The following is a 25,120-nucleotide window of genomic DNA, read 5'->3' on the forward strand; positions in this document are numbered from 1 at the left end:
CCTTGGGGCAGGTGGCAATGTAGATGTCCGAAAACGGGATGTTACGCCACTGATACTAGCTTGGCGTGCCGTCAACTTTGACTTTCGGGATCGCTTCGAAAAAATCGGTGCCAACGGCGACAATACAGGAAATGCCGTTCGCCTGGGTCACCAAAACGGTGTAACTGCCCGTTTCCTTTGAGGTCCAGACCTCCATGACCGACTGCGCGCCGCGTGTTTTCTGCAAACCACCAAAGGCCAGCTCTTCCGAGTAGCTTTTCTGCAGCTTGGCAATCACATGCGCGCGCTCTGCACAGGTTTGGGCAAAGGCAGGCGGGGCTGTGGCGGCCATGCCAAAGGTCAGGGCAAGGGCGAATAAACGCTTAAACATAACAAACTCCTTTCGTTTCGCGTTTCGCTGTGTGAGAGGAGCACACCGGGAGAAGCGTGCGCCCCCCTCGGTTTTTATGTCGGGATCGCATCGTTTCATTTCAAAGCACGAATGCTCAAGAAAACGTTGGCAGCTGGTGATCCTGACAGGTACATCATAGCAGAAAATCGTGATTTTAATGTGTCCCACTTCACAAGGCATGGCAGAATGGCAACACAACCTCGCGCTTGGCAACGGATGCTATCGGGTCGCAGGCTGGACCTGCTGGATCCGACCCCGGTGGATATCGAGATTGAAGATATCGCCCATGGGCTGGCATTTGTTGCGCGATGGAACGGGCAAACACACGGCGATTTTGCCTATTCCGTTGCCGAACACTCCCTTTTGGTTGAAGAGCTCTATGGCCGGATCGCACCCAATGCCCCGGCGAAATGGAAGCTCGCCGCACTGCTGCACGACGCGCCGGAATATGTGATTGGTGATATGATCTCGCCCGTTAAATCCGCCGTCGGCGCGGGCTACGGCGCGTTGGATGACCGCCTGATGGCAGCGATCCACATCCGGTTCGGGCTGCCCGCCGAGGTTCCGAAGACGGTGAAACGGCAAATCAAGAAGGCCGACAAGATCAGTGCGTGGATGGAAGCGACCCAGATCGCAGGATTTTCCGAATCTGAAGCGACGAAGTTCTTTGGGAGGCCGGATAAAGCCATTATGGACGGTTTGAAGATCACGCTGCGGCCACCGGTTGAGGTGCGACTGGCATATACGCAGCGGCATCAACAGCTGCTGGGCAATCTTTGAACGCAGCGTTCGAACTAATCCGCCAGCTTTTCAACCCTCTGAATGATGCGCCCTTCAGACTCGTGGGCAAACCATCGAACAGGTGTGGCGGTCACACTTGTGAGTGTCGTTTTGCTTCCGGATTTTTGGACTTCCGCCTGCAATATCACACTGCTTGCGATATCTTCATGGGAGAACCCCCACAGCAAGCTGCCCAGCGAATAGGCAATAGGCACTGTTTTGTCGGTGTCGGACTTTAGCCGATAAAGCTGAATTGGCTGAGGCACATGCGGGTGGTGGCAAACAATGATATCTGCTCCAAATTCTGCCAACTCTTCTGCCGCTTCTTGTTGCACCCGTCGTGGATACAGCTCGAATTCGTGACCCCAATGAAGGACCGCAATGATCAAATCGCATTCGGCAGCCTTTGCGTTTGATATCTGCGTTTTCAGCAGCTCGATATCGGGCGGCTGATGCTTGGAGGTCAGCTTGGCCAGATTGACATAATAGCCGCGTCCATCAGGCAGAGTTTGACCATTGGTTCCAAACGCGCAGGACGCAAAACCGATCTTGATCCCGTTTCGTTCGATGATGTTAGCCGCGTCAGGGTCAGCCGGGGCTTCACTCACTCCAATCGGCAGGATGTTCCGCTTGGCCAGTGTGGCCAGTGTCGTTTCCACGCCTTCGATGCCCATATCGAAGATATGATTGTTTGCCAGATTCAAGACATCAATCGCCCGACCCTTATGGCTGGTCAATGCGTCGAACTGATCTTCTGACGCACATTCAACAGGAGGGCCGGCATCGCCGATTACTTCATCCACCAGAGGTTGGGTTGTAACAGGCGATTCATAGTTGGCGATGACGATATCGGTTTTGAACAACAAGTCTTCGATCTGTGCATAAACCTGATCCTGCACGGGCTCAGCCCGATGCGTGCGCAGGATATCCCCCGCAAAACTCAGCGCGAGCCTCTCGACCTTTTCACCCTCTACGCGCGGCGCAAGCTGAACATGCTTTGCTTGCATAAACTCAGAAGTTTGCAGCTCGGGTTCGGGTAATTGCACCGGATTTTTACTTTTATAAACCCAGTACAGATTATCCAACAAATTCATCTCCGAGACGTCGCCCGCCGCCCCCTTGCGCGGGCGCGCCCAAAACCCAAATATTTCAGCCGATTTTGTCACCAGCGCGACAATCCCTTTCAAAACGGGATTCGAGATTTTCAGCGCCTCATACGGCGTGTTTGGCAATAGGGACACTGGGGTTTCTCACTTATCATTTCCGAACCTTTAGTACGCATGCAGATTACCAACATGCATAGGTCCTCGCGGTAGCATAAATAGGGTTAACAAAACGATACTCAGAATAATATGACGCTGTAAATCCGTCGCAAAACTAGGCCAAAAACGCGACCAGAACGGGCGCGCGGTCAATGTTCAAAGTTTGACAGGAGGGGGTCGACCAGACGACAGCCTGGCCATGTGAACCCGTCAGCGCGGGCTGCGCTTGGCCAAAATGCGCTGCAATGTCCGGCGGTGCATGTTCAGACGCCGCGCAGTTTCAGACACGTTGCGATCACACAGCTCATAGACTCTCTGGATATGCTCCCATCGCACGCGATCTGCGCTCATGGGGTTTTCCGGCGGCGGAGGCAGCTCGTCGCCCTTGGCCAACAACGCGTTGGTAATGTCTGTGGCATCCGCGGGTTTGGAAAGGTAGTCTGTCGCCCCGATCTTGACCGCAGCCACTGCGGTGGCAATCGCACCATAGCCCGTCAGAACCACTACCCGACTATCGGGACGTTTTTCGCGCAGCACTTCGACAACATCGAGCCCATTGCCATCCTCAAGCCTGAGATCGACAACCGCATAGGCAGGTGGACGGGCAGTGGAAATGGCGCGACCGGCGGCAACGGAACCGGCGGTTTCAACCTCGAACCCGCGCTTTTCCATGGCCTTTGCCAGACGCCTCAGAAACGGCTCATCATCATCCACCAGAAGCAAGGTTTTGTCCGGGCCGATATCAAGCTGAGAAGAGTCTGCCATTCTTGGGTCTTTCGGTTATTTCATGCCTTTGGCTTGAACATGAGTAATAGCAGCGCCGCACTAAAGGTCAAACCGGCTTGTCCTCAGGATGCCTGATCGAGAAAGCAACCAATCTTGTCGGCCATTTGTTCGGCCGTGTCGTCGCGTTTGAAAAACTCCAGAAATCCATCCTCGGGTGTGACCAGATAAGTAAAGGTCGAATGGTCAACAAGGTAGGATTCGTCGCTTTTATCGTGGGCCTTGTAGTAAGTCTTGTAGGCCTGGCTGGCTGCTTTGACCTGTTCGGGCGATCCGGTCAGGGCAATCAACCGCTCGTGCAGGTTGAATGCATAGTCGGCCACCACTTCGGGCGTATCCCGATCCGGATCGATGGAGATGAACACGGGCGTCACCGATTGCCCGCGCTCGGCCAGAATATCCACCGCATCGGCATTGCGGGACATGTCAAACGGGCAGACATCGGGACAGAACGTATAGCCGAAATAGACTAGCGTCGGCTCGGTGATCACATCCGCGTCAGTGACCGTCTCGCCCTTACCGTTGACCAGTTCGAACGGTCCACCAATCGCAGCGGTCCCGCCTGCGATCTGGCTGGACCGGCATTGGGCGTATTTGTCATCCAACCCCGATCCTTGTGTCAAAAGCCACATCGCCCCAAGGCCAACAGCCAGGACAACAGTTGCGAGAATTGCATAGAGGCGGGTCATGACGAATATCCATACGCAAGGGATTGTTGATCGTTTCGGCCGGGACACCTATCAAGATGAACAGCTGATGCAACAGGACATAATCGACCCATGGCAGATTCCAATCAGACGTTTTGGCGCGGCCAGGAGCGCAGCAGTTGGATCCGGCTACGCACACTGATCCTGTTGCGCTGGGTGGCCATCGTGGGTCAGATCACTGCCATTACGGTAGCCCAGCAAACCTATCATGTGCAGCTTGAGCTCGGGCTGTGCTATCTGGCCGTTGGAGTCTCGGTCCTCGGCAACCTGACGGCGATCTTCCTGTTTCCGCAGAACAAACGCCTGTCCGAGTTCGAAAACTTCCTGATGGTGCTGTTTGACCTGCTGCAACTGGCGTTTCTGCTGTATCTGACCGGTGGTTTGAACAACCCGTTCGCCCTGCTGCTGTTGGGGCCCGTCACGATATCGGCCAATGTTATGAGCACGCGCTCTACCCTGATCGTTGGCGGTGTGGCCATCATCCTTGCCACCTTACTGGCTGAATTTCATCTGCCCCTGCGCACCGATATCGGGTTCATTCTGCGCATCCCCGATATTCTTCTGTTCGGCAACTGGGCGGCTATCATCATTGCGATCGTCTTCATCGGGGCCTATTCGCATCGTGTCAGTTCCGAAGTGCAATCCATGTCCGAAGCGCTGTCAGCCGCACATATGGCGCTGGCGCGTGAGCAAAAGTTGACCGATCTGGGCGGTGTTGTCGCTGCTGCAGCGCATGAGCTGGGGACACCGCTGGCCACGATCAAGCTGACAAGTTCGGAACTGATCGAAGAACTTGAAGATCGCCCCGATCTGAAAGATGACGCCGCCCTGATCCGCGAGCAAGCGGATCGCTGCCGCGATATCCTGCGTGATATGGGACGAGCAGGTAAGGACGATTTGCATTTGCGCCAGGCCCCGATCTCGACCGTTATCCACGAGGCCGCGGAACCGCATATCGAACGCGGCAAGCTGGTGCATTTCATCGAAGGCCCGGCGCTGGATGGGGATGTGCAACAGCCCTCGATCCTGCGAAAGCCCGAAATCATTCACGGGCTGCGCAACCTGATCCAGAACGCGGTGGATTTTTCGCGCGCCAATGTCTGGGTCGAGGCGCATTGGACCACGGATCAGATCACCGTCAGCATTATGGATGATGGGCGTGGATATCCCTCACACCTGATTGGCCGGATCGGCGATCCGTTCATGCGCCGCAGGCGGGCCGAGACAGACCAACGCGCGCGCCCCGAATACGAAGGGATGGGGTTGGGGCTGTTTATCGCCAAAACCCTTCTAGAACGCAGTGGCGCCGAGCTTGAGTTTGCCAATGGCTCAGACCCCTATCAGCATTTGTCGGACAATCCGGCACATCGGGGGGCCATCGTGCGCGTTTCATGGCCGCGCAAAATGATTGACGCGCAAAAAGGTGACACGCCAGTGCCATCCGGCAGCAACCAGCGCATTCGGGCGTAAGTTAATAGTGCGTTAACCAATCGGAGCAATAGTCTGATCCCAGCACGTAATCTGGCATGGGGTTTCCTATGGCTGACTGGATCATCCTGGCCTCAATCAGTTTGGTTTCATGTTGTCTGGCCGTTCAATGGCTATTGCCGCGGCGCCCGCGGCGGGATGAAAGCTATGGACTGTTTTCAAACGCGTCCTTGTTTGACGCCGTCTTCCTGTTCGACGGGACTCGGTTGATCAGCCATTCGGATATCGCCCTGGCCGGATTTGACGATGTCAAAAACTGGAGCGGTCTGCGCCGCCTGTTGCAACGGGATTTTCCCACCTTCCCTGAAACGCCTGACTTGGTGCGCGATCATGGAAATCTGGTTGTTTCGGCCATTGATTGCACGGTCGAGCGTGAGGTTTTGTGCGAATGGATCGACGGAATTGTCCGGGTGCAACTGCACGAACCCACCCGACCAACCGAAACACATATGCGCAACCCCAACGACCCGACCCGTCATGCGATGGATCAGGCCCCCTATCCGGTTTGGCTGCTGGATCACAACGGACAGGTCAGATGGTGCAACACCGCCTATATTGCTGTCGCGCGCAAGGCACGTGGCCCAGACGTGGACCTGACCGCGCCCCTGTTTTCCAACGCGGACGACAAACCGGGGCCCAGTGGCAAAGCCCGTGTCGCGGTCAAGGTTGATGATTGCGACAGTCAGCTTTGGTTCGATTTGACTCAGGTTGAGGACGAACAAGGCTGCCTGTGCTACGCGGTCGACATCAACGCCATTGTCGAGGCTGAAACCGCCCAGCGCAAATTCGTTCAAACGATGACAAAAACCTTTGCGCAGCTGTCAATTGGTCTGGCCATCTTCGACCGCAACCGCCAACTGGCCCTTTTCAACCCGGCACTGATCGATCTGACGACGTTACCGCCTGACTTTCTCAGCTGTCGCCCCAGCCTCTCCAGCTTTTTTGATATGCTGCGCGAACAACACATGATGCCAGAGCCAAAGAACTACCGCTCGTGGCGCAATCAGATGAACGATCTGCTCGAAGCGGCAGAGGACGGAAACTATCAGGAAACCTGGTCTTTGCCCTCAGGGTCGGTCTATTCGGTCAGCGGACGGCCACATCCCGATGGCGCGGTGGCCTTTTTGTTCGAAGACATCACCGCCGAGATCACCTTGACCCGCCGTTTCCGGTCAGAAATGGACCTGATGCAATCCATCTTTGACAAGCTGGCGGATGCGATCGCGGTGTTTGCCGATGACGGCACGCTGGCCTTCACAAACTACGCTTATCAACAGCTATGGGGCGATCCGGCGGATGCGGGGTTTCGGGCGGAAACAGCCATGGATGTCACCCGGAAGTGGCAGGAGCACTGTGTCGCAACACCTGTTTTGGGTGAGATTCGCGATTTCATCGAAATGCGCGATAACCGGACCGAGTGGACGGCCGAGATTGGCTTGCGCGACGGCACGAAATTGGACTGTACCGTCACCCCAATGCAGAACGGTGCGACCATTGTCCGATTTGGCCATGAGGCTCTGATCAGCAGGCAGCCTACAATCGAACAAATCAGCGCCTGAACCGGGTTGCAGCCGTCCGGGCGTGGGGCCATTGTGGCGGCATGACGACACCGTCCCATTCCATGATCCTGGTTTCACCCGAAGACACCCTCGCTTTGGCGGCCCGATTGGGGACGGAACTGGCCGCTGGCGATGTTCTACTACTGGAAGGTCCGATTGGCAGCGGCAAGACCCATTTCGCACGCAGCCTGATCCAATCTCTGATGCAGGTGCCCGAGGACGTGCCTTCACCTACATTCACGCTGGTGCAGGCCTATGACACTGCAGCAGGCGAAATCTGGCACTGCGATCTCTACCGGATCAGCTCGGTCGATGAGGTTGAAGAACTGGGCCTGATCGAAGCCTTTGATGGGGCAATCTGCCTTGTCGAATGGCCCGATAAGCTAGGTCCTTTAACTCCACAATCCGCGCTGACCATGACCTTTGAGACAGATCCGAATGAAACCGAAACACGGCATCTGACACTTACGTGGTCTGACCCGAAATGGACGCATAAGCTAGAGGCGATCACATGACAAACCGTGCCATATTGGCCGAGGCCCTGATCGCGCAGACGCCATGGGCTGGTGCCCAACGCGCGCACCTGGCAGGGGATGCCTCGAACCGACAATATGAACGGCTGACCGACCCGGCGACCGGTCGGACTGCCGTTCTGATGGATGCACCACCTGAGAAAGGTGAGGATGTCGACGCTTTTGTGCGTGTCGCCAACTATCTGCGCTCGGCCGGGTTGAATGCACCAGAAATCTACGCGGAAGATTCCGAGTTCGGCTTTCTGCTGCTAGAGGATTTTGGCGACGATCTGTTTGCGCGTGTTCTGGATCATGATCCGGGTAAAGAGCGACAGCTTTATGAGGCCGCAACCGATGTTCTGGTGCACCTGCATCAGGCGCCACTGCTGTCACTGCCGTCATACGACCCTGCCCTGATGACTGACCTTTCGGCCCTGTCGTTCACCAAATACGCTCAAGGCATTCAGGGCGGTTATGATCACGCAGCGATGGACCGGTTTCAAACCAGGTTTTCGGACCTGCTGCATCAGGAAACTTCCGGTCAGAAAGTTGTCATCCAGCGGGATTATCATGCCGAGAATCTGGTCTGGTTGCCGGACCGGGACGGCGTGCAACGTGTCGGATTGCTGGACTTTCAACTCGCGATGCTGGGGCACCCGGCCTATGATCTGGTGTCGCTGTTGCAGGATGTGCGCCGCTCGGTTTCCGCAGGAACCGAAATGCAGATGATCAATCGCTACATCGCCGCCTCTGGTGCAAACGATCACGACTTTAGAACTGCCTATGCGGTGCTTGGAGCACAGCGAAATCTGCGCATTTTGGGCGGTTTCTCTCGTCTGGCCGTGGATTACGGCAAGCCGAAATACATCGACCTGATCCCGGCCACCTGGTCTCATCTGATGCGCGATCTGGAACACCCTGCCCTGATCCCGGTGGCCCAATTGCTGCGAGACGCTTTGCCCGAACCCACGCCCGACAATCTGGCCAAGCTGAGGGCCGCATGACCGACACTCCAACCGCTGTCATGATGTTTGCTGCCGGGTTTGGCACCCGGATGGGCGCGCTGACGAAGGACCGCCCCAAACCGCTGATCGAAGTGGCTGGCCGCGCCTTGATCGATCACGCGCTGGATCATGTTGAAGCGCTGGGCCCGAAGCGGATTGTGACCAATCTGCACTACCGCGCCGATCAACTGGACGCGCACCTGACACCCAAGGGTGTGCTCCTGTCGCGGGAAGAGCCCGAGATATTGGAGACCGGCGGCGGGTTACGTGCCGCCTTGCCCCTGCTGCGCTCGAACCCGGTTTTCACGATGAACACAGATGCCATCTGGGCCGGTCCGAACCCTTTGACATTGCTGCAACAAGCGTGGGATCCCGAGCGCATGGATGCGCTGCTGATGTGTATCCCGATTGGACGCACGATTGGTCACGGCGGTGACGGGGATTTCACCGCCGATGCAGACGGTCGGATCACCCGCGGGCCAGGGCTGGTCTATGGCGGGGCGCAGATCATCAAGACCGATGGGTTGCAGGATTTCGCTGAACCTGCCTTTTCGCTGAACCTGCTTTGGAACCGGATGCACGCGCAAGGCCGCCTGTTTGCGGTCGAGTATCCCGGCCGCTGGTGCGACGTTGGGCGACCCGAAGGGATCGCGCTGGCCGAGGGGCTGCTGGCCGATGTTTGACGCCAGCCCCCTGCCCCGTGTCTTTGGCGTTCCACCCGGCGCGGATTTTCCCAAAGCGCTGGTTGACGGGCTACGCCAACGCAGCGCTGGCCCGCCCGAGGCGCTGGCCCGGTTGCAACTGGTGGTCAATACCCGCCGGATGGCACGCCGCGTGCGGGACCTGTTCGATCAGGGGCCGCCTTGCCTGCTGCCCCGGCTGTCTTTGGTCACAGACCTGGGCGAAAGCGCTGATCTGGCACAAATTCCAGCCGCCATCCCGCCGCTGCGACGGCGGCTGGAACTGACACAGCTGGTCGCCAAACTGCTGGATCAACAACCGGATTTGGCAGCGCGGGCTTCGCTGTTCGATCTGTCCGACAGCCTGGCCGCATTGATTGATGAGATGCAGGGCGAAGGTGTGCATCCCGATGCGATCCGTCAGCTGGATGTCAGTGATTTGTCCGGGCATTGGGCGCGCGCACAGGCCTTTATCGGGATCGCGGATCACTTTGTTGATGCGGGCGATCGGGCGATGGACGCGCAAGCCCGGCAACGCCGGGTGGTTGAGGCGCTGATCGCGCGGTGGGCAGAGGCCCCTCCTCAGCACCCGGTCATTCTGGCGGGCTCAACCGGGTCGCGTGGCACCACTTTGATGCTAATGCAGGCCATCGCCCGATTGCCGCAAGGCGCCTTGATTCTGCCGGGGTTTGATTTCGACCAGCCGCGAGCGGTCTGGGATCGGTTGGATGAGGCGCTGATTTCGGAAGACCATCCGCAGTTCCGGTTCCGAAAGTTGATGCGAGAGCTGGGCTTGACCCCAGATCAAGTCCAGTCTTGGACAGGATGCGAACCCCCCTCACCCGCGCGTAACAGATTGGTATCATTGGCGTTACGCCCGGCACCCATCACTGATGCGTGGATGTCCGAAGGGCCGCAACTGACAGATCTGGATCAGGCAACCAAAGACCTGACATTGGTCGAGGCGGATTCACCCCGATCCGAAGCACTGGCCATCGCGTTGCGCCTGCGTGAGGCCGCCGAAACTGGCCAGACAGCAGCGCTGATCACCCCCGACAGGATGCTGACCCGGCAAGTCAGTGCAGCGTTGGACCGGTGGAACATTTTGCCCGATGACAGCGCGGGTCTGCCCTTGCATCTGTCACCTCCGGGCCGGTTCCTGCGTCATGTTGCGGGCCTGTTTGCCCGGCGACTGGACGGTGAGGCGCTGTTGACCCTTCTGAAACACCCCCTCTGCCATGATGGTGGAGAGCGTGGCGCCCATCTGCTACAGACCCGCGATCTGGAACTAGACCTGCGGCGCCATGGGACCCCGTTTCCGGATCGTGTCAGCCTAACGGCTTCGTCCATCCGAACCGAAGCATCCGCAGACTGGATTGGCTGGGTTGGTCAGTATTTCTGCGATCAGCAGGTTTCGGGCACGCATCCGCTTTCCGATTGGGTTAAACGGCTACGAGATCTGGCCCAAGCGATCTCGGCTGGTTCTGCCGGAGAACAAGGTACGCTCTGGGACAAAAACGCAGGCCAAAAGGCGCTGGGCGTCCTGAACACCCTGCAAGATGAGGCCCAACATGGCGGCCCAATGACCGCACATGATTTCGCCGACCTTTTGGGGGCATTGCTGGCCGGAGAAGAGGTGCGCGACCGCGACGCACCGCATCCCCATATCATGATCTGGGGCACGCTTGAGGCGCGGGTGCAAGGGGCTGATCTGCTGATTCTGGGCGGCCTGAACGAAGGCAACTGGCCCGAGGCTCCGTCGCCGGACCCCTGGCTGAACCGTCAGATGCGCGATAAGGCAGGCCTGTTGCTGCCAGAACGCCGGATCGGTCTTTCGGCACATGATTTTCAACAGGCCATCGGCGCGCCCGAAGTTTGGCTGACCCGCGCAACCCGCTCGGATGATGCGGAAACCGTTCCGTCCCGCTGGTTGAACCGCCTGACCAATCTACTGAATGGCCTGCCAGATCAGGGAGGACAAGCGGCACTGTCTGGCATGAAGGGGCGGGGGAAAACCTACCTGAGTTGGGCCAAGACATTGGAACACGCGCCCAGGATCGACCCTGCACACCGGCCATCGCCGCGCCCTCCGGTTGCTGCGCGACCGCGCCGTTTGTCGGTGACCGAGATCAAATGTCTGATCCGCGACCCTTACGCGATCTACGCCAAACATGTGCTGCGCCTAAGGCCGCTTGACCCTTTGGTGCAAGCGCCAGATGCCCTGCTGCGGGGGATCGTTGTGCATGAAATCCTTGAGCATTTTGTCAAGGAAAGCGTGTTGGACACCGCCTTGCTGACACGCGAGAATTTCCTGAAACGCGCCCATGATTTGCTGGAAAAGCACGTCGCATGGCCCACCGCCCGCAAGCTTTGGCTAGCGCGGTTGGACCGAATTGCCGACGATTTTCTGCGTGCCGAGACTGCCCGACGCGGTGATGGTGGACCGGTGGCATTTGAAGCGGCAATGAAACTGGCGCTGACTCCACTAGATTTCACCATTGCCGGACGCGCCGATCGGATTGACCGCAACAGCCGGGGTGCGTTGCGGATCATCGACTACAAAACCGGTGTGCCGCCGAGCGAAAGCCAACAGGCCAAATTCGACAAGCAATTGCTGATCGAAGCGGCGATGGCCGAACAAGGTGCCATTGAAGGGATCGACCCAACAGACGTGGCCCAGGCGAACTTTATCGGCATGGGTGGCAGCTACAAAGAGGTCGCAGCCCCCCTAGTCAAAGAACCGACCGAGAAGGTCCTCACCGAGCTAAAACAGCTCATTTCCGCCTATTTAGAGCCTGATCAAGGGTTTTCATCTCGCCGGATGCTGCACAAGGACACCGATATTGGCGACTATGATCATCTGGCGCGGTTCGGTGAATGGGACCGTTCTGCCGAAACCCGGCCAGAGGACCTGACATGACCGCGCGCAACGATGCGACCGAGCGGCAAGTACAGGCCGCGCGCCCCGACGCCTCGACCTGGTTGGCCGCCAATGCGGGCTCGGGCAAGACACGGGTTCTGACCGACCGCGTGGCACGGCTTTTGCTGGATGGAGTGCAGCCGCAGCATATTCTATGCCTGACCTACACCAAGGCTGCGGCCAGCGAGATGCAAAACCGGTTGTTCAAACGCCTCGGCGAATGGGCAATGCTGGACAACCGCAGCCTTGAAGGCGAACTGGTCGATTTGGGAGTAACAGGGGCGATTGATCCGGATCGGCTGGCGCAGGCGCGGACCCTGTTTGCCCGTGCGATCGAAACGCCGGGTGGGCTGAAAATTCAGACGATCCATTCATTTTGCGCCTCACTTTTACGTCGTTTTCCGTTGGAAGCGGGCGTCAGCCCCCAATTTGCGGAAATGGAAGACCGCGCCGCAGCCTTGTTGCGTGAGGAAATCATCGAAGATTTCGCCGGGAGCCCTCAGGCGTCTCTGATCGAAGACGTCGCGCGGTTCATCACCGATACCGGATTTGACAGGCTGACAGCGGCAGTGACCCAAAGGCGGAGCTTGTTTGATCAGCCTTTGCAATGGCCTGACCTTTTGGATCGCTTTGGTCTGCCGAATGGGTTTGATGAAAATAACCTGCTGTCCCAAGTGTTTATGGGCGATGAAGTTGAGCTGATTCAATCCCTCGTGCCTGCACTTACGGAAAGCGGCGGCAACAATGCCAAGGCGGCGGAAAAACTGGCCGGATTCACCGAGGCGCGGCTGACGCAACTTCCGGTGCTCGAAGGGGCTTTGCTGACGGGTAGGGCTGCAAAAGACCCGTTTTCTGCCAAGATCGGCGCTTTCCCGACGAAAGCGCTACGCGAAGGCGCTCTAGCCGACCAAATGCCCCAGCTTGAGGCGCTGATGTTGCGGGTCGAAGCCGCACGGGAACAACGCCTGGCGCTGGTTGCCGCGCAGAAAACAGCGGTTCTGCATCGCTTTGCCGCCGCCTTCCTGCCGGAATACGAACGCCGCAAACAGCTGCGCGGTTGGCTGGATTTCGACGACCTGATCCTGCGCGCGCGACAAGTGTTGAACGACCCGGCCGTGGCGGAATGGGTGCTGTATCGACTGGATGGTGGCATCGACCACATTCTGGTCGACGAGGCGCAGGACACCAGCCCGGATCAATGGGATGTGATCGAAAAACTGGCACAGGAATTCACCAGCGGGGAAGGGGCCCGGTCGGGGGTCGAGCGCACGATTTTCGTGGTCGGGGACAAAAAACAGTCGATCTATTCGTTCCAGGGCGCTGACCCGCAAGCCTTCGATCGGATGCGGGCAGAGTTTGGACGGAAATTGGCAGAATCAGGCTCTAAGTTGGAGAAATCTAAGCTTGCTTATTCCTTTCGTTCCTCAAGCGCGATCCTTTCTTTAGTTAATATTCTGTTTGAAGAGCACGCTGAAGCGGGTTTTCAGGACGAGGCGCTTCACATTGCTTTCAAAGAAAGCCTGCCAGGGCGTGTCGATCTTTGGCCAGCAATTGAGAGGGTTGAGGATGATGAAGACGGCGACTGGACCGACCCGGTAGATCGGCCCGGATCGCGCCATCACACCGTTCTTCTCGCCGACCAGATTGCATCATCGATCCAGGAAATGATCGATGGCGATGTAACGATCCCCGAGGACGGTCAGGAGCCCGGCACTTTCGTGCGCCGCAAAATACAGCCGGGTGATTTTCTTATTCTTGTTCAGCGCCGCTCAGACCTGTTTGCCGAGATCATACGCGCGTGTAAGGCCAAAAGGTTGCCCATCGCAGGGGCGGATCGATTGAAAGTAGGCGCAGAACTGGCGGTCAAAGACCTTGCGGCATTGCTGAGCTTTCTCGCCACGCCTGAGGATAGCCTGGCGCTGGCCACCGTTTTAAAATCCCCGTTGTTCGGCTGGACCGAACAGGCGTTGTTTGATCTGGCCCATCGACGGCAGGAAACCTATCTTTGGGCCGCGCTGCGTAACCGGGCGGAAGAATTCCCCGAAACGCTCGCCATGCTCAACGATCTGCGCAGCCAAATCGACTTTCTGCGCCCTTACGACCTGATCGAGCGCATTCTGACCCGCCACGACGGGCGGCGAAAACTGCTCGGGCGGCTTGGGGCAGAAGCCGAGGACGGGATCAATGCCCTGCTATCGCAGGCCTTGGCCTACGAACGCACCGATATTCCCAGCCTGACCGGCTTTCTGGTCTGGATGCAGACCGATGATCTGGAAATCAAACGGCAGATGAGCGGTGTGGGCAACATGATCCGCGTCATGACGGTGCATGGCTCAAAAGGGTTGGAGGCGCCCATTGTGATCCTGCCCGACACAGGAAAACGCCAGGCCCCGCGCGATGCCGAGATCATGGTCGCAGATGGGGTGCCGCTTTGGAAAGTTCCAGCGGATGCCTCACCCAAACTGATTTCTCGGGCGCGGGACGAGGCGCGCAGCCGGGAAGAAAATGAACGGTTGCGGCTGCTCTATGTGGCTCTAACACGGGCTGAAAAGTGGTTGATTGTGGCGGCTGCGGGCGATGTCGGCAAGGATGGATCCAGCTGGTATCAGATGGTTGAGGCGGCGATGGCGCGGGCAGGGGCAACACAACTGGACGGATCAAATACGCAGCGATTGGCGCATGGCGATTGGGATGCCTTGCCCCTTATCGCGCATTCAGAGCCGTCGGAAGCAATCGTCAATCTGCCCGAGTTTTACAAATCACCCGCGCAAGATGCGCCTAAGACCCTTGAAACCCTCAGCCCATCCGATCTGGGCGGGACCAAGGCGCTTCCTGGCGACGCGTGTCAGGATGAAGAGGTCGCAAAGCTGCGCGGCACCCGGCTGCACTTGCTGCTGGAGCATTTGCCCGGCATGGCGCAGGATAGCTGGCCCAAGCTTTGCGCCCGCGTTCTGCCCGATATGCAGGACGGGGAACGAAATGAGTTTCTGGCCGAAGCCACAGCAGTTCTGACGGCCACACATCTGGAACCAATATTCGCCCCCGATGCTCTGGCCGAGGTTCCCGTGTCTGCCAACCTAAACGGGCAGCGCATGCATGGGGTTATCGACCGGTTGATCGTGACCGACACCGAAGTGCATGTGATTGATTTCAAATCAAATGCTACGGTTCCCACAAACGCCGAAGCCTGCCCCGAAGGCCTGCTGCGTCAGATGGGGGCTTATGCGCAGGCGCTGACACAGATCTATCCTGATAAGACCATTCGCGCTGCGATCCTTTGGACGCGCAGCGCAGAACTGATGTGGCTGCCACACGATCTTGTGACGGACGCACTGGCCCGCACCCAGATATCTTGACCTTCCCTACGGCGGCACCTACGTTCTGATCCCAAGTTTACCCCATTCAGGAGACAGAATATGTCGACCGTTGCCGTTACCGACGACACCTTTGACGCCGAAGTCAAGAATTCGACCGTTCCCGTAGTTGTGGACTTTTGGGCCGAATGGTGCGGCCCCTGTAAACAGATCGGCCCCGCGCTGGAAGAACTGGCCGCCGAGTATGGCGACAAGGTGAAAATCGCCAAGGTCGATGTGGATAGCAACCCGAACGCCGCCGCCGCCATGGGCGTGCGTGGCATCCCGGCGCTGTTCATCTTCAAGGACGGCCAGGTCGTCTCGAACCGGGCAGGCGCGGCGCCGAAGGCCGCTCTGCAAAGCTGGATCGACGAATCCATCTGATCCGATTGAGATCAGAGAAAGACCAAAGGCGCCTGTACCTGGGCGCCTTTTTTGTTGAAAGATCGGAGGGGGCAGATGGCCAAAACACGGGTATTGGTGGAATTCGGAATGGGAACGTCCCTGCGCCGGGAGGATTACACCGAAGCCGCGCGACGGGCGATCAAGGACGCGCTGTGGCACAACTCGATCAACATGGCCGAGCTGTTTGGCTTTCCCAAAGAGGCGATGATCATCGATGTCGAAATCGGAGTTCAGCAGCCCGAACTGGTGGATACCGACCAGCTGTTGGCTGTGTTCCCCTATGGCACCCCCAGCGTCTCAGTCGCCAAGGGTGGGCTTGATATCGAAAAGCCCGACGGGCAGGGCCGAACAGTGATCGCCAATGCCGCATTGGCCGTTTCGTTTGATATGGAGGTCGCGCAATGACTGAGCAACGTATCATTCTTGAAATAGGAATGGGGAATGACCTCTACGGTCAAGATTACACGAAAGCTGCGCGGCGGGCGGTGCAGGACGCATTGCATCATTCCTCGATCACGTTGTTTTCGACCCTCGGGATCGACCACGCTGAGATGCGAGTGCAGGTGACCATCGGTGTACAGAACCCCGATCAGGTCGATTGCGATCTGGTTGCCGCCGACCTGCCGCGCGGGCGGGCCGAAGTGCGCGCGGTTCTGGGCGGACAGGATGTAGAGGATAAGGTCGCTGGTACGCGACATGTGGTTGCCACCGCCGCGATCGAGGCCTTTGTGCCCTCTCAAGTTGGGAAATACGTCCAGAGCTGACAAAGAAAAAGCCGCTCGGGGGTCCGGGCGGCTGTTCCGATTTGGCGATCCGGTCGAAGGATCAGAGCTTTGCGATATCCGCGCGAACCAGACCGATGTCATCCAGCTGAGCATCGGTCAGCTGAGACAGTAGCTTGCGGGTTTTACGGCCCTCGTTCCATTCAACAACGGTTTCAAGAGCGTTTGAGAACGCGTCCACTACGTGCAGAATGGTAGCTGCTCCGAGCGGCGCATGAATATTTGCAGTAGTTGCCATGTGCGCAGTCCTTGGATTTGAAACAGCCGACCCGTTGTCGGTTGTAAGCCCCATGTAGGATGCGCGATGCGGACTCACAATTGCTGGTTTGACAGTCCCGATCTGCATCTATTGCATATCTTTTACGCAGAATTAGAACGGGTTGCGCCGATCCCGCGGCCAGCCCATATATAACGCCGACAAGAACGGAGGCTTTCATGGCAGACAGCGATTTCCCCGGTTGGCACGGAACGACCATTATCGGCGTCAAAAAAGGTGGGCAGGTTGTCATCGCCGGGGACGGGCAGGTCAGCCTGGGCCAGACCGTGATCAAAGGCACCGCCCGCAAGGTGCGCCGTCTGTCGCCTGGTGGGTTTGAGGTGGTTGCTGGTTTTGCGGGATCGACTGCCGATGCCTTCACACTGCTGGAACGGCTGGAAGCCAAGCTTGAAGCCACGCCCGGCCAACTGTCCCGCGCCTCTGTGGAACTGGCCAAGGACTGGCGCACCGACAAGTACCTGCAAAAGCTTGAGGCGATGCTGATTGTCACCGATGGCAAGGACCTGTTGGTGATCACCGGGGCAGGGGATGTGCTGGAACCCGAGCATAACGTGGCTGCCATCGGATCGGGTGGGAACTTCGCCCTCGCCGCAGCCCGCGCGATGATGGACAGCGATAAGGAGGCCGAGCAGGTGGCGCGTGAGGCCATGGCGATTGCCGCGGATATCTGCGTCTACACCAACGGCAACCTGACGGTCGAGACAATCTCAGGCTAACAGCGCCCTAATCTCTTTCCCTTTCCAGCGGCGGTGCATCCCGATCAGACCAAAAATCGCGGCCACAACGACGATGTAATAGGGCACGCGGATATCGATGCTCATCAACCCGCCGCCGATCAAGGACATGATGCCACCCGCCAGGCAGAAGACTGCGGTGGTCACGCCCATGACCCAGCCCTGATCCGTTTCGCTGACGGATGATGAAAACAGACCCAGTAGGGTGGGGTAGGCTACGCCGAACAGGAAGTAGAAAAAGAACACCGGCACAAAGCTAAGCACGCCGCTGGGGCTGAAGGCGAATGCCAGCCCGCAGATCACCATGACGATCAGCGCAGTGTAAATGATCTGATGCTTGCTGAACCTCTCTTGTGCAGGTTTGACCAGGAATGTGCTGGAAAAAGCCAGCGCAAAGCCAATGACCACCATCGCCATGCTGCCACCTATCACGCCATAGCCGAAACGGCTGGTCAGGAAGTTGTCGACAAAGACGTAGAAGGTCACGTTGGCGATCATGAAGAAGGAATAGACCGGCAGGATTTTCAGAACCATCGGGTGGCCGCGCACTGCGATCAGGCTGTCAGTGATATCGCGCGGGCGAAAGACAAATGGCTCGCGTTCGGTGCGGGTGTCCTTGAAATATGTCATTACAAGGAAAATCGCGATCAGCACCAAAACAAACGCTCCATAAAACGGGGTTTTCAGCGTCGCGTAGCTGCCCAGCAGGGCGGCATCTGACAGGACCGCTCCGATAATCGGGCCGCCCACAAGGCCAAAGCTGACGCCCGTCACGATATACCCCATGTTTCGGTCACGGTCCGCAGCATCTGTGCTGCCGTCGATCATTGCTGCCTGCGCGATAGGCTGGTTGCCTGCCGTGAACCCTGTGATCGACCGCCCGACAATCAGCATGATCAGACTGTTCATATAGAGCGCCGCGATGGTCAGAGCATAGCCCACCAGCGCCCCGCCTAGACAAACCAACAAAGCATTCTTGCGCCCGATGGAATCTGAGACTTTCGAGACATAGACCACACCAAGAAACCAGGACAGGAAGAAGCACCCAATCACGAGACCATAGTAGAAATGCCGCTGTCCCTCTGGTGTGCTGTCGGGCAGGAAGCCCGATTTCGTTTCCATGATCAGCGAGTTGATTATCGGAAAAACAAGGCCTTGCCCGATCAGGTCCACAAACACCACAAATAACAGGGTGATCTTGGCGATTTTCGTCATCTCTGCGCTCCTGACCCGCAAGGCATTGAAATCACTGTATCAGAGCGGGCGCGTTTCACCTATGGAAAGCATTGCAAACCGGATGGTGCGTTGCTAACCAACGCTGCCAATACAGCCACTTGGTTGTTTTCATGCCGCACATGATTACCTAAGCCCAAGTTTGACCTGCCGACTGAAAGGACTGCGCCTTGACCGACCTGACCCCGCGCGAGATTGTCTCGGAACTGGACCGTTTCATCATTGGTCAGAAAGATGCGAAGCGCGCCGTTGCCGTGGCATTGCGCAACCGCTGGCGGCGCAAGCAGCTGGCCGATGATATCCGCGATGAGGTCTATCCCAAGAACATCCTGATGATCGGCCCCACCGGTGTGGGCAAAACCGAGATCAGCCGCCGCCTGGCCAAACTGGCGCGCGCACCTTTTATCAAGGTCGAGGCCACCAAGTTTACCGAGGTCGGTTACGTGGGCCGTGATGTTGAGCAGATCGTGCGTGATCTGGCCGACGCCGCCATCGTTCAAACCCGTGAATACATGCGCGAGGATGTCAAAGCGCGCGCGCATCAGGCCGCCGAGGATCGTGTGATCGAGGCGATTGCAGGCGAAGACGCCCGCGAGGGCACACGCGAGATGTTTCGCAAAAAGCTGAAAGCGGGTGATCTGGATGATACAGAGATCGAGCTGGAGCTATCGGAAACCGCAAACCCAATGCCGATGTTCGATATTCCCGGCCAACCGGGTGGCCAGATGGGGATGATGAATCTGGGCGATATCTTCGGCAAAGCCTTCGGTGGGCGGACAGTCAAGAAACGGATGACCGTTGCCGAAAGCTACGACGCCCTGATCGGCGAAGAGGCCGACAAGCTGCTGGATGATGAAGCCGTCAACCGCGTGGCACTGGAGTCGGTCGAACAAAACGGTATTGTCTTTCTGGATGAAATCGACAAAGTCTGCGCCCGGTCAGACGCGCGCGGCGGCGACGTCAGCCGCGAAGGGGTGCAACGCGACCTGCTGCCCCTGATCGAAGGCACGACGGTCAGCACCAAACATGGCCCGGTGAAAACCGACCACATCCTGTTCATCGCTTCCGGGGCCTTCCACATCGCCAAGCCGTCGGACCTATTGCCCGAACTGCAGGGCCGCCTGCCGATCCGTGTAGAGCTGCGCGCCCTGACCGAAGAAGATTTCGTGCGCATCCTGACCGAAACTGACAACGCCCTGACCCGCCAATATACCGCCCTGATGGGCACCGAAGAGGTCACAGTCAGCTTTACCGAAGATGGCATTGCGGCGTTGGCTCGGATTGCGGCAGATGTAAACCAAAGCATCGAAAACATCGGTGCGCGACGGCTCTACACTGTAATGGAACGGGTGTTTGAGGAACTGTCCTTTACCGCGCCCGACAAAGCCGGATCTGAAATCACGGTCAATGCCGCCTTCGTCGAAGAAAACCTGGGCGAGCTAACCAAGTCCACCGACCTGAGCCGTTACGTTCTGTAACAGATTCAGCTGGATTTTGCCGCCGCAGATTCCGCGTGTCACTGGACGCGAGGGCAGAAATCGATAGCTTAGCGCAAAGCATTTCCGAAGGTCTTGTGCATTGCGCTATGTGGTCATTCTGTTTCTGATTTTCTCGGTTGGGGCCTGTGTCGACAGAACCGTCACGGAAACTGTGCCCTCGGCATTGTCTATTGGCACACCCAAGACCGTATTCGCCAGCACGTCGCGCGCAAAAGAGCCTGATGGATCCTATGGGTTCCGCCGCGGCGACAGCCTGCGCTTTCTTGAAACCACTGTTTCAATCCCTCCAACCCATACGCCCGGGACGCTTAAGTTTTCATACGCCAATGCAAACCCGAAGAAAGAGTTTGTGCTGGCCAAAGTGACCGAACTGGATGGTCCGAACGGGTTGAAAGAACGCCTGCATGGTCAGGATGACGTGACGGTCTTCGTCCATGGCTACAACTCGACCCAAACCGAGACCCTGTTCCGGGCGGCGCAGCTGTCGAATGATATCGGAATACCCGGCTCGATCCTGGTTTATTCATGGCCCAGCCGCGCAACAGGTTTTGGCTATGCCTATGATCTGGACAGCATGCTGTTCGCGCGCGATGGGCTGGAACAAACCGTTCGCAGTTTGAAATCTATGGGCGTGAAACGCGTTGTTCTGGTCGCGCATTCCATGGGTGGCGCGCTGTCGATGGAGATGATGCGACAGGCCGAGCTGAAAGAACCCGGCTGGGCCAAAAGAAATCTGGAAGGCGTTGTTCTGATCTCGCCCGATCTGGATGTTGATCTGTTTCGATCTCAGATGGCCCGGATTGCAAACCCGCCTGACCCATTCATCGTGATGGTGTCGCAGAAGGACAAGATACTCAATATCTCGGCCCGCCTGCGCGGGACCGCAGAAGGTGAGCGTTTGGGGAACATCAGCTCGATCGATGCGCTGGAAGAGTTTCCGATCAATGTGATCGACACAACTGCGTTCAATAGTGATGCGCAATCCTCACATTTCGTGGCAGCCACTTCGCCAGCGCTTTTGGCGATTCTCGGCTCGGTCCGGCGCGTCAGCGGCACGTTCGGGCCGGATGACAGGCGCAGCCGGGGCATCAACACTCTGGTGCCTGAAGATCAACGCAACCCCGATGGCGCAACCGAAATTGTGCTGACCGAAACCGGACAGGCAGAGGTGACAACGCCGTGACGCGGTTCAACCTGCGTCAGTTCCTTTATGACAATGCAACCTGGCTTGGCGCTGGTCTTTTACTGACCTTCTTGTCGAGCTTTGGGCAGACATTCTTCATCTCGGTCTTTGCCGGCGAAATCCGCGCAGCCTATGGGCTGAGCCATGGGGCCTGGGGCGGGCTTTACTCACTGGGCACCTTGGTGGCGGCAGGGGTGATGATCTGGGCCGGTGGCCTGACAGATGTGTTCCGCGTCCGTGTTCTGGGGCCCGTTGTCCTTGCGGGGCTTGCCCTTGCGGCACTTGCGCTGGCTTGGAACACCTGGGTCGCCCTTTTGCCGGTGGTCATCTTTCTGCTGCGGCTGTTCGGGCAGGGGATGAGCACTCATCTGGCACAAGTCGCCATGGCACGCTGGTTTACGGCATCACGTGGCAAAGCGCTGTCAATCGCCTCGCTGGGCTATTCCATCGGCGAGGCTCTGCTGCCCCTCAGTTTTGTTGCTGCAATGGCTTTTGTGGATTGGCGCTGGCTTTGGGTTTTGGTGGCAGGTCTGATCCTGTTAGGTATTCCGGTCCTGATCCGTCTACTGCGTCAGGAACGAACACCTCAAAGCCTTGCGGATGAATATGCGTCAACGGGAATGCAGGGCCGTCACTGGACCCGTCGTGAGGCGCTTTTGCATCCGCTGTTTTGGTGCATGGCGCCGGCCATTCTGGGGCCCTCGGCGTTCATCACTGCCTTTTTCTTTCATCAAGTCCACTTGGCCGAGGTCAAAGACTGGGCTCATATTCAATTGGTGGCTTTGTTCCCGATCTTTACCGTCATTTCGATCGTCTCAATGTTTGTGGCGGGATGGGCACTGGACAAATGGGGCACCGCCCGGATCATGCCATTCTATCAGATACCAATGGCGATGGGCTTTAGCGTCATGGCCTTTGCAGACACCATCGGCATCGCTTTGATTGGCTTGATCTTCATGGGCATCACTGGCGGAGCCCATAACACATTGCCCAGCGCGTTTTGGGCCGAGTTCTACGGCACCCGACATATCGGGGCCATCAAAGCCTTGGCAACCGCGCTGATGGTACTAGGCTCTGCCATAGGTCCGGTTTTGACCGGTGTTTTGATCGACCTTGGTGTCCCGCTCAGCCTGCAATTCCTTTGGATCGCAGCGTTTTTCCTGCTGGTCTGCGCATTAGTCGGGTTCGGTATCCGGCGTGCGAGGGCCGATTTCTAGCGCGAGCGCCTCAGATAGACGTAGTAGGCCCCGTCACCGCCATGGCTGATATGGGCCGGAGTCACCTGCATCACCGCTTGCGCCAGCGGGGGGATGGACAGCCAATGCGGCACCTGATTGCGCAGCACGCCGCGAGGGGTCGGGATTGGGCCAGGTTCATCACGGTCCTTGCCCTTACCGGTGATCACCAGCACCAGCCGCTTGCCTTGTGCCTGCGCCGTCAGAACAAAGCGCACCAGCGCCGGATGAGCTGTTTCAATCCGCATCCCATGCAGGTCCAGCTTGCCCTCGGGCTTTAGCTTGCCGCGCTTCATCCGACCAAACGCCTTGGTGTCCATCTGTACCGGCGCAGCGCGCAACGTTTCCGTTATCGACGGCTTCAAACTATTTCCGGACGGTCTGCCTTGATGGGTCTGGCCCAGTTCAAAGGTTTCGATCCGGGGTTTCGGCAATTTCTTGGGTGTCGGCTTGGGCAGGGTTGTCGGATGCACGGTCTGAGGCATCTCCGGATGCAACCGTTCAGCCTGTTTAGTGACCTTGCGCCAAAGCTCGATCTCGTCACTTGTCAGTTTGCGCCGGGTCATCAGAATTCATCCGGCAACAGGGCGTAAGCACGTTGAATTGGCAACAACAGGATCATCCGGCCCGGATCCTTCAACCGGCCAGCAGCTTGTCCGGCCTCGTCACCAGTTCCAAAAAAGATATCAGCCCGCTGCGCACCTTTGATGGCTGATCCGGTATCCTGCGCAATCATCAATCGGCGCAGAGGGTTTGCACCATCTTTCTCAACCCAGACCGGTGCGCCCAGCGGTGTATATGCCGGATCGGCGGCAATACTGCGCATAGTGGTCACAGACCGGTTCATGGCACCCAACGGCCCCAATTCGGGCGCAACGCGGCTTACCTCGCGGAAGAACACGTAGGAAGGGTTGTGAAACAGCAACTCGGCCCCGACCTGCGGGTTTTTTCGCACCCAAGCGCGGATCATCTGCGCGCTGACTTCGTGCGAACCCAGAATCCCGCGCCGGATCAGTTCAACGCCTATCGACCGATAGGGGTGTCCATTGGCACCACCATAGCCAACGCGCAATGCACCACCATCGGGCAGCTTTACCCGGCCCGAGCCCTGAATCTGCAGAAAGAATAGTTCGACCGGATCATCGACCCAAGCGATTTCCAGACCACGTCCTTGCATCACATCGCTGGTCAGGATTTCCCGGCGGCTCAGCCATGGCCCATCACTTCGGGCTTCGGGCGGCATTTTGTAGATCGGATATTTGAAGCGTTCTGTGCGAACCCTCGAACCATCGAGCTCAGGCTCGAAATACCCGGTGAACAACGCGTCCTCACCATCCTCAACCAGAACCGGGCGAAAGAACAGTTCAAAGAAAGCACGTGCGGCATCCGCATCATAGCTGCGCGCAACACCGCAAAGCGCGCGCCAATCCGGATGTCCCAGATCTCCGCAGGTGTTCAGAAAAACGGAAAGAGCCGCGCCGTGATCATCCTCGGCCCAGCCCTGCAAGTCATCAAATGACAGAATGGATCGCGTCACCTCTGCTCCGGTGGCGCTGGCGGTGGTCATTGCACCCACCAGAAAAAGCGACCGGAGCGTTGCAATCATGCGTCCGTGGCGACAAGCAGCCAGTTCGGATCGTCCTTGCCCATCACGCGGGCAAAGGTCCAGCTGTCCTTTTGGCGTTTCACGGTGTTGGGGTTACCTTCAATGATGTCGCCACCACGATCCCGCACGACCGAGGTCAACTCACCCACGAATTTCATGGTGATCTCGGCCTCGTTGGTGTCCTTGTCGAACTTCACATCGGTCAGGGTAGTTTCCCGTACGCCGATGAATTCCGCCTCGATCGTCAGGCCCTTGTCTTCGCGATCGGCAACAACCGAAACAAACGTGTCAAACACCTCTTCTGACAGGAAGGGCTGGATTTCATCCAGGTTGCCCTTCTCAAAACCCATCACGATCATCTCATAGGCACCGCGTGCGCCCTGAACAAACTCGCTGACGGAAAAGCTGGGCTCAATCCGCTTCATCGCGGCCAGAGTTTGCGCCTGATCACTGTCTTCCGGCACATGGTCGGTGATGTCATGATCGGGGCCGCCTTCGATCACCTCAAAATCACGGCGCGACGAGCCTGTATCGGGCTGATGCGGGACAGGAGGCTTTTCAAAACCCTCACGCGAACCCAATACGCTTTTCAAGCGCAGGATCAGGAAAACGGCAATTCCGGCCAGGACCAGCAACTGGATCATGGGTTCGTTCATTTCATCCTCTTCTCAGAGCCAAGACTTTGTGTACACGGCCTCTTGCCACTATGTAGGTGACAGTGCGAGGC

The 25,120-nt window shown here is 57.8% G+C and carries 24 protein-coding genes; 15 read left to right on the plus strand and 9 right to left on the minus strand.

The window, feature by feature from the left end:
- Window positions 1–55: 55 nt before the first annotated feature.
- Window positions 56–370: a hypothetical protein gene (locus tag ABLN87_RS06560; RefSeq protein WP_353008437.1), complete on the minus strand. Its 315-nt coding sequence runs from the start codon at window positions 368–370 to the stop codon at window positions 56–58.
- Between the two features lie 207 nt (window positions 371–577).
- Here ABLN87_RS06560 and ABLN87_RS06565 point away from each other — a divergent pair, with 207 nt between their 5' ends.
- A complete protein-coding gene (locus tag ABLN87_RS06565) occupies window positions 578–1,171 on the plus strand; it encodes an HD family hydrolase (protein ID WP_353008438.1) in 594 nt (197 codons plus the stop codon).
- 14 nt (window positions 1,172–1,185) lie between these two features.
- Here the strand turns inward: ABLN87_RS06565 and ABLN87_RS06570 are convergent, their stop codons facing one another.
- From ABLN87_RS06570 to ABLN87_RS06580, 3 genes are all read right to left on the minus strand, one after another.
- Entirely contained in the window at window positions 1,186–2,412 is a 1,227-nt protein-coding gene (locus ABLN87_RS06570; RefSeq protein ID WP_353008440.1) for a CapA family protein, read from the minus strand.
- Between the two features lie 231 nt (window positions 2,413–2,643).
- Window positions 2,644–3,198 carry an ActR/PrrA/RegA family redox response regulator transcription factor gene (locus ABLN87_RS06575; RefSeq protein ID WP_353008442.1) on the minus strand — a complete coding sequence of 185 codons (555 nt, stop codon included), beginning with the start codon at window positions 3,196–3,198 and terminating at the stop codon, window positions 2,644–2,646.
- Window positions 3,199–3,281: 83 nt separating this feature from the next.
- Window positions 3,282–3,905, minus strand: a complete 624-nt coding sequence (locus ABLN87_RS06580; protein ID WP_353008444.1) for an SCO family protein — start codon at window positions 3,903–3,905, stop codon at window positions 3,282–3,284.
- A 90-nt stretch (window positions 3,906–3,995) separates the two neighbouring features.
- On the opposite strand from ABLN87_RS06580, the gene regB reads away from it, so the two are divergent.
- The 10 genes from regB (at window position 3,996) to ABLN87_RS06630 (ending at window position 16,608) form a co-directional block, all read left to right on the plus strand.
- Window positions 3,996–5,393, plus strand: a complete 1,398-nt coding sequence (regB, locus tag ABLN87_RS06585; protein ID WP_353008446.1) for a sensor histidine kinase RegB — start codon at window positions 3,996–3,998, stop codon at window positions 5,391–5,393.
- A gap of 68 nt (window positions 5,394–5,461) precedes the next feature.
- Window positions 5,462–6,970 carry a PAS-domain containing protein gene (locus tag ABLN87_RS06590; protein WP_353008448.1) on the plus strand — a complete coding sequence of 503 codons (1,509 nt, stop codon included), beginning with the start codon at window positions 5,462–5,464 and terminating at the stop codon, window positions 6,968–6,970.
- A 41-nt stretch (window positions 6,971–7,011) separates the two neighbouring features.
- Window positions 7,012–7,485 (plus strand): tRNA (adenosine(37)-N6)-threonylcarbamoyltransferase complex ATPase subunit type 1 TsaE, encoded by a 474-nt coding sequence (gene tsaE / locus ABLN87_RS06595; RefSeq protein ID WP_353008450.1) that lies wholly within the window; start codon window positions 7,012–7,014, stop codon window positions 7,483–7,485.
- Window positions 7,482–8,486 carry an aminoglycoside phosphotransferase family protein gene (locus ABLN87_RS06600; RefSeq protein ID WP_353008451.1) on the plus strand — a complete coding sequence of 335 codons (1,005 nt, stop codon included), beginning with the start codon at window positions 7,482–7,484 and terminating at the stop codon, window positions 8,484–8,486. Before tsaE ends, ABLN87_RS06600 begins: the two co-directional genes overlap by 4 nt.
- Complete coding sequence (locus ABLN87_RS06605) at window positions 8,483–9,169, plus strand: nucleotidyltransferase family protein (RefSeq protein ID WP_353008453.1); 687 nt, start codon at window positions 8,483–8,485, stop codon at window positions 9,167–9,169. Before ABLN87_RS06600 ends, ABLN87_RS06605 begins: the two co-directional genes overlap by 4 nt.
- Window positions 9,162–12,086: a double-strand break repair protein AddB gene (gene addB, locus ABLN87_RS06610; RefSeq protein WP_353008455.1), complete on the plus strand. Its 2,925-nt coding sequence runs from the start codon at window positions 9,162–9,164 to the stop codon at window positions 12,084–12,086. The genes ABLN87_RS06605 and addB overlap by 8 nt, the downstream gene beginning before the upstream one ends.
- On the plus strand, window positions 12,083–15,442 hold the full coding sequence (gene addA, locus ABLN87_RS06615; RefSeq protein ID WP_353008457.1) for a double-strand break repair helicase AddA: 3,360 nt from the start codon (window positions 12,083–12,085) through the stop codon (window positions 15,440–15,442). The genes addB and addA overlap by 4 nt, the downstream gene beginning before the upstream one ends.
- 60 nt (window positions 15,443–15,502) lie before the next feature.
- Window positions 15,503–15,823 (plus strand): thioredoxin, encoded by a 321-nt coding sequence (gene trxA, locus ABLN87_RS06620; protein ID WP_050604667.1) that lies wholly within the window; start codon window positions 15,503–15,505, stop codon window positions 15,821–15,823.
- Window positions 15,824–15,898: 75 nt separating this feature from the next.
- Window positions 15,899–16,249 carry a Lin0512 family protein gene (locus ABLN87_RS06625; protein WP_353008459.1) on the plus strand — a complete coding sequence of 117 codons (351 nt, stop codon included), beginning with the start codon at window positions 15,899–15,901 and terminating at the stop codon, window positions 16,247–16,249.
- Window positions 16,246–16,608: a Lin0512 family protein gene (locus ABLN87_RS06630; RefSeq protein WP_353008461.1), complete on the plus strand. Its 363-nt coding sequence runs from the start codon at window positions 16,246–16,248 to the stop codon at window positions 16,606–16,608. The genes ABLN87_RS06625 and ABLN87_RS06630 overlap by 4 nt, the downstream gene beginning before the upstream one ends.
- Before the next feature lie 61 nt (window positions 16,609–16,669).
- Here ABLN87_RS06630 and ABLN87_RS06635 read toward each other — a convergent pair whose 3' ends face one another.
- Window positions 16,670–16,864, minus strand: coding sequence for a DUF1127 domain-containing protein (locus ABLN87_RS06635; protein ID WP_353008463.1), 195 nt, complete (start codon window positions 16,862–16,864; stop codon window positions 16,670–16,672).
- A 197-nt stretch (window positions 16,865–17,061) separates the two neighbouring features.
- On the opposite strand from ABLN87_RS06635, the gene hslV reads away from it, so the two are divergent.
- A complete protein-coding gene (gene hslV, locus ABLN87_RS06640) occupies window positions 17,062–17,619 on the plus strand; it encodes an ATP-dependent protease subunit HslV (protein WP_353008465.1) in 558 nt (185 codons plus the stop codon).
- Here the strand turns inward: hslV and ABLN87_RS06645 are convergent.
- Window positions 17,611–18,852, minus strand: coding sequence for an MFS transporter (locus tag ABLN87_RS06645; protein ID WP_353008467.1), 1,242 nt, complete (start codon window positions 18,850–18,852; stop codon window positions 17,611–17,613). The genes hslV and ABLN87_RS06645 overlap by 9 nt on opposite strands.
- A 188-nt stretch (window positions 18,853–19,040) precedes the next feature.
- Between ABLN87_RS06645 and hslU the strand changes: the two genes are divergently transcribed.
- From hslU to ABLN87_RS06660, 3 genes are all read left to right on the plus strand, one after another.
- Window positions 19,041–20,348, plus strand: coding sequence for an ATP-dependent protease ATPase subunit HslU (hslU, locus tag ABLN87_RS06650; protein WP_353008468.1), 1,308 nt, complete (start codon window positions 19,041–19,043; stop codon window positions 20,346–20,348).
- A gap of 100 nt (window positions 20,349–20,448) precedes the next feature.
- A complete protein-coding gene (locus ABLN87_RS06655) occupies window positions 20,449–21,552 on the plus strand; it encodes an alpha/beta hydrolase (RefSeq protein ID WP_417750384.1) in 1,104 nt (367 codons plus the stop codon).
- Entirely contained in the window at window positions 21,549–22,769 is a 1,221-nt protein-coding gene (locus tag ABLN87_RS06660; RefSeq protein ID WP_353008470.1) for an MFS transporter, read from the plus strand. Before ABLN87_RS06655 ends, ABLN87_RS06660 begins: the two co-directional genes overlap by 4 nt.
- On the opposite strand, the gene ABLN87_RS06665 is transcribed toward ABLN87_RS06660, so the two are convergent.
- From ABLN87_RS06665 to ABLN87_RS06675, 3 genes are read right to left on the minus strand one after another with little or no spacing between them, the layout of a single operon-like run.
- Entirely contained in the window at window positions 22,766–23,353 is a 588-nt protein-coding gene (locus tag ABLN87_RS06665; RefSeq protein ID WP_353008471.1) for a Smr/MutS family protein, read from the minus strand. The genes ABLN87_RS06660 and ABLN87_RS06665 overlap by 4 nt on opposite strands.
- The gene (locus ABLN87_RS06670; protein WP_417750385.1) at window positions 23,353–24,393 is read right to left on the minus strand and encodes a murein transglycosylase A; all 1,041 of its coding nucleotides are present in this window, start codon (window positions 24,391–24,393) and stop codon (window positions 23,353–23,355) included. Before ABLN87_RS06670 ends, ABLN87_RS06665 begins: the two co-directional genes overlap by 1 nt.
- Complete coding sequence (locus ABLN87_RS06675; protein WP_170534284.1) at window positions 24,390–25,049, minus strand: Tim44/TimA family putative adaptor protein; 660 nt, start codon at window positions 25,047–25,049, stop codon at window positions 24,390–24,392. Before ABLN87_RS06675 ends, ABLN87_RS06670 begins: the two co-directional genes overlap by 4 nt.
- Window positions 25,050–25,120 lie beyond the last annotated feature (71 nt).

It is taken from the genome of Ruegeria sp. SCP10 (genome assembly GCF_040329495.1).
In the GTDB taxonomy this organism is placed as follows: Bacteria; Pseudomonadota; Alphaproteobacteria; order Rhodobacterales; family Rhodobacteraceae; genus Ruegeria.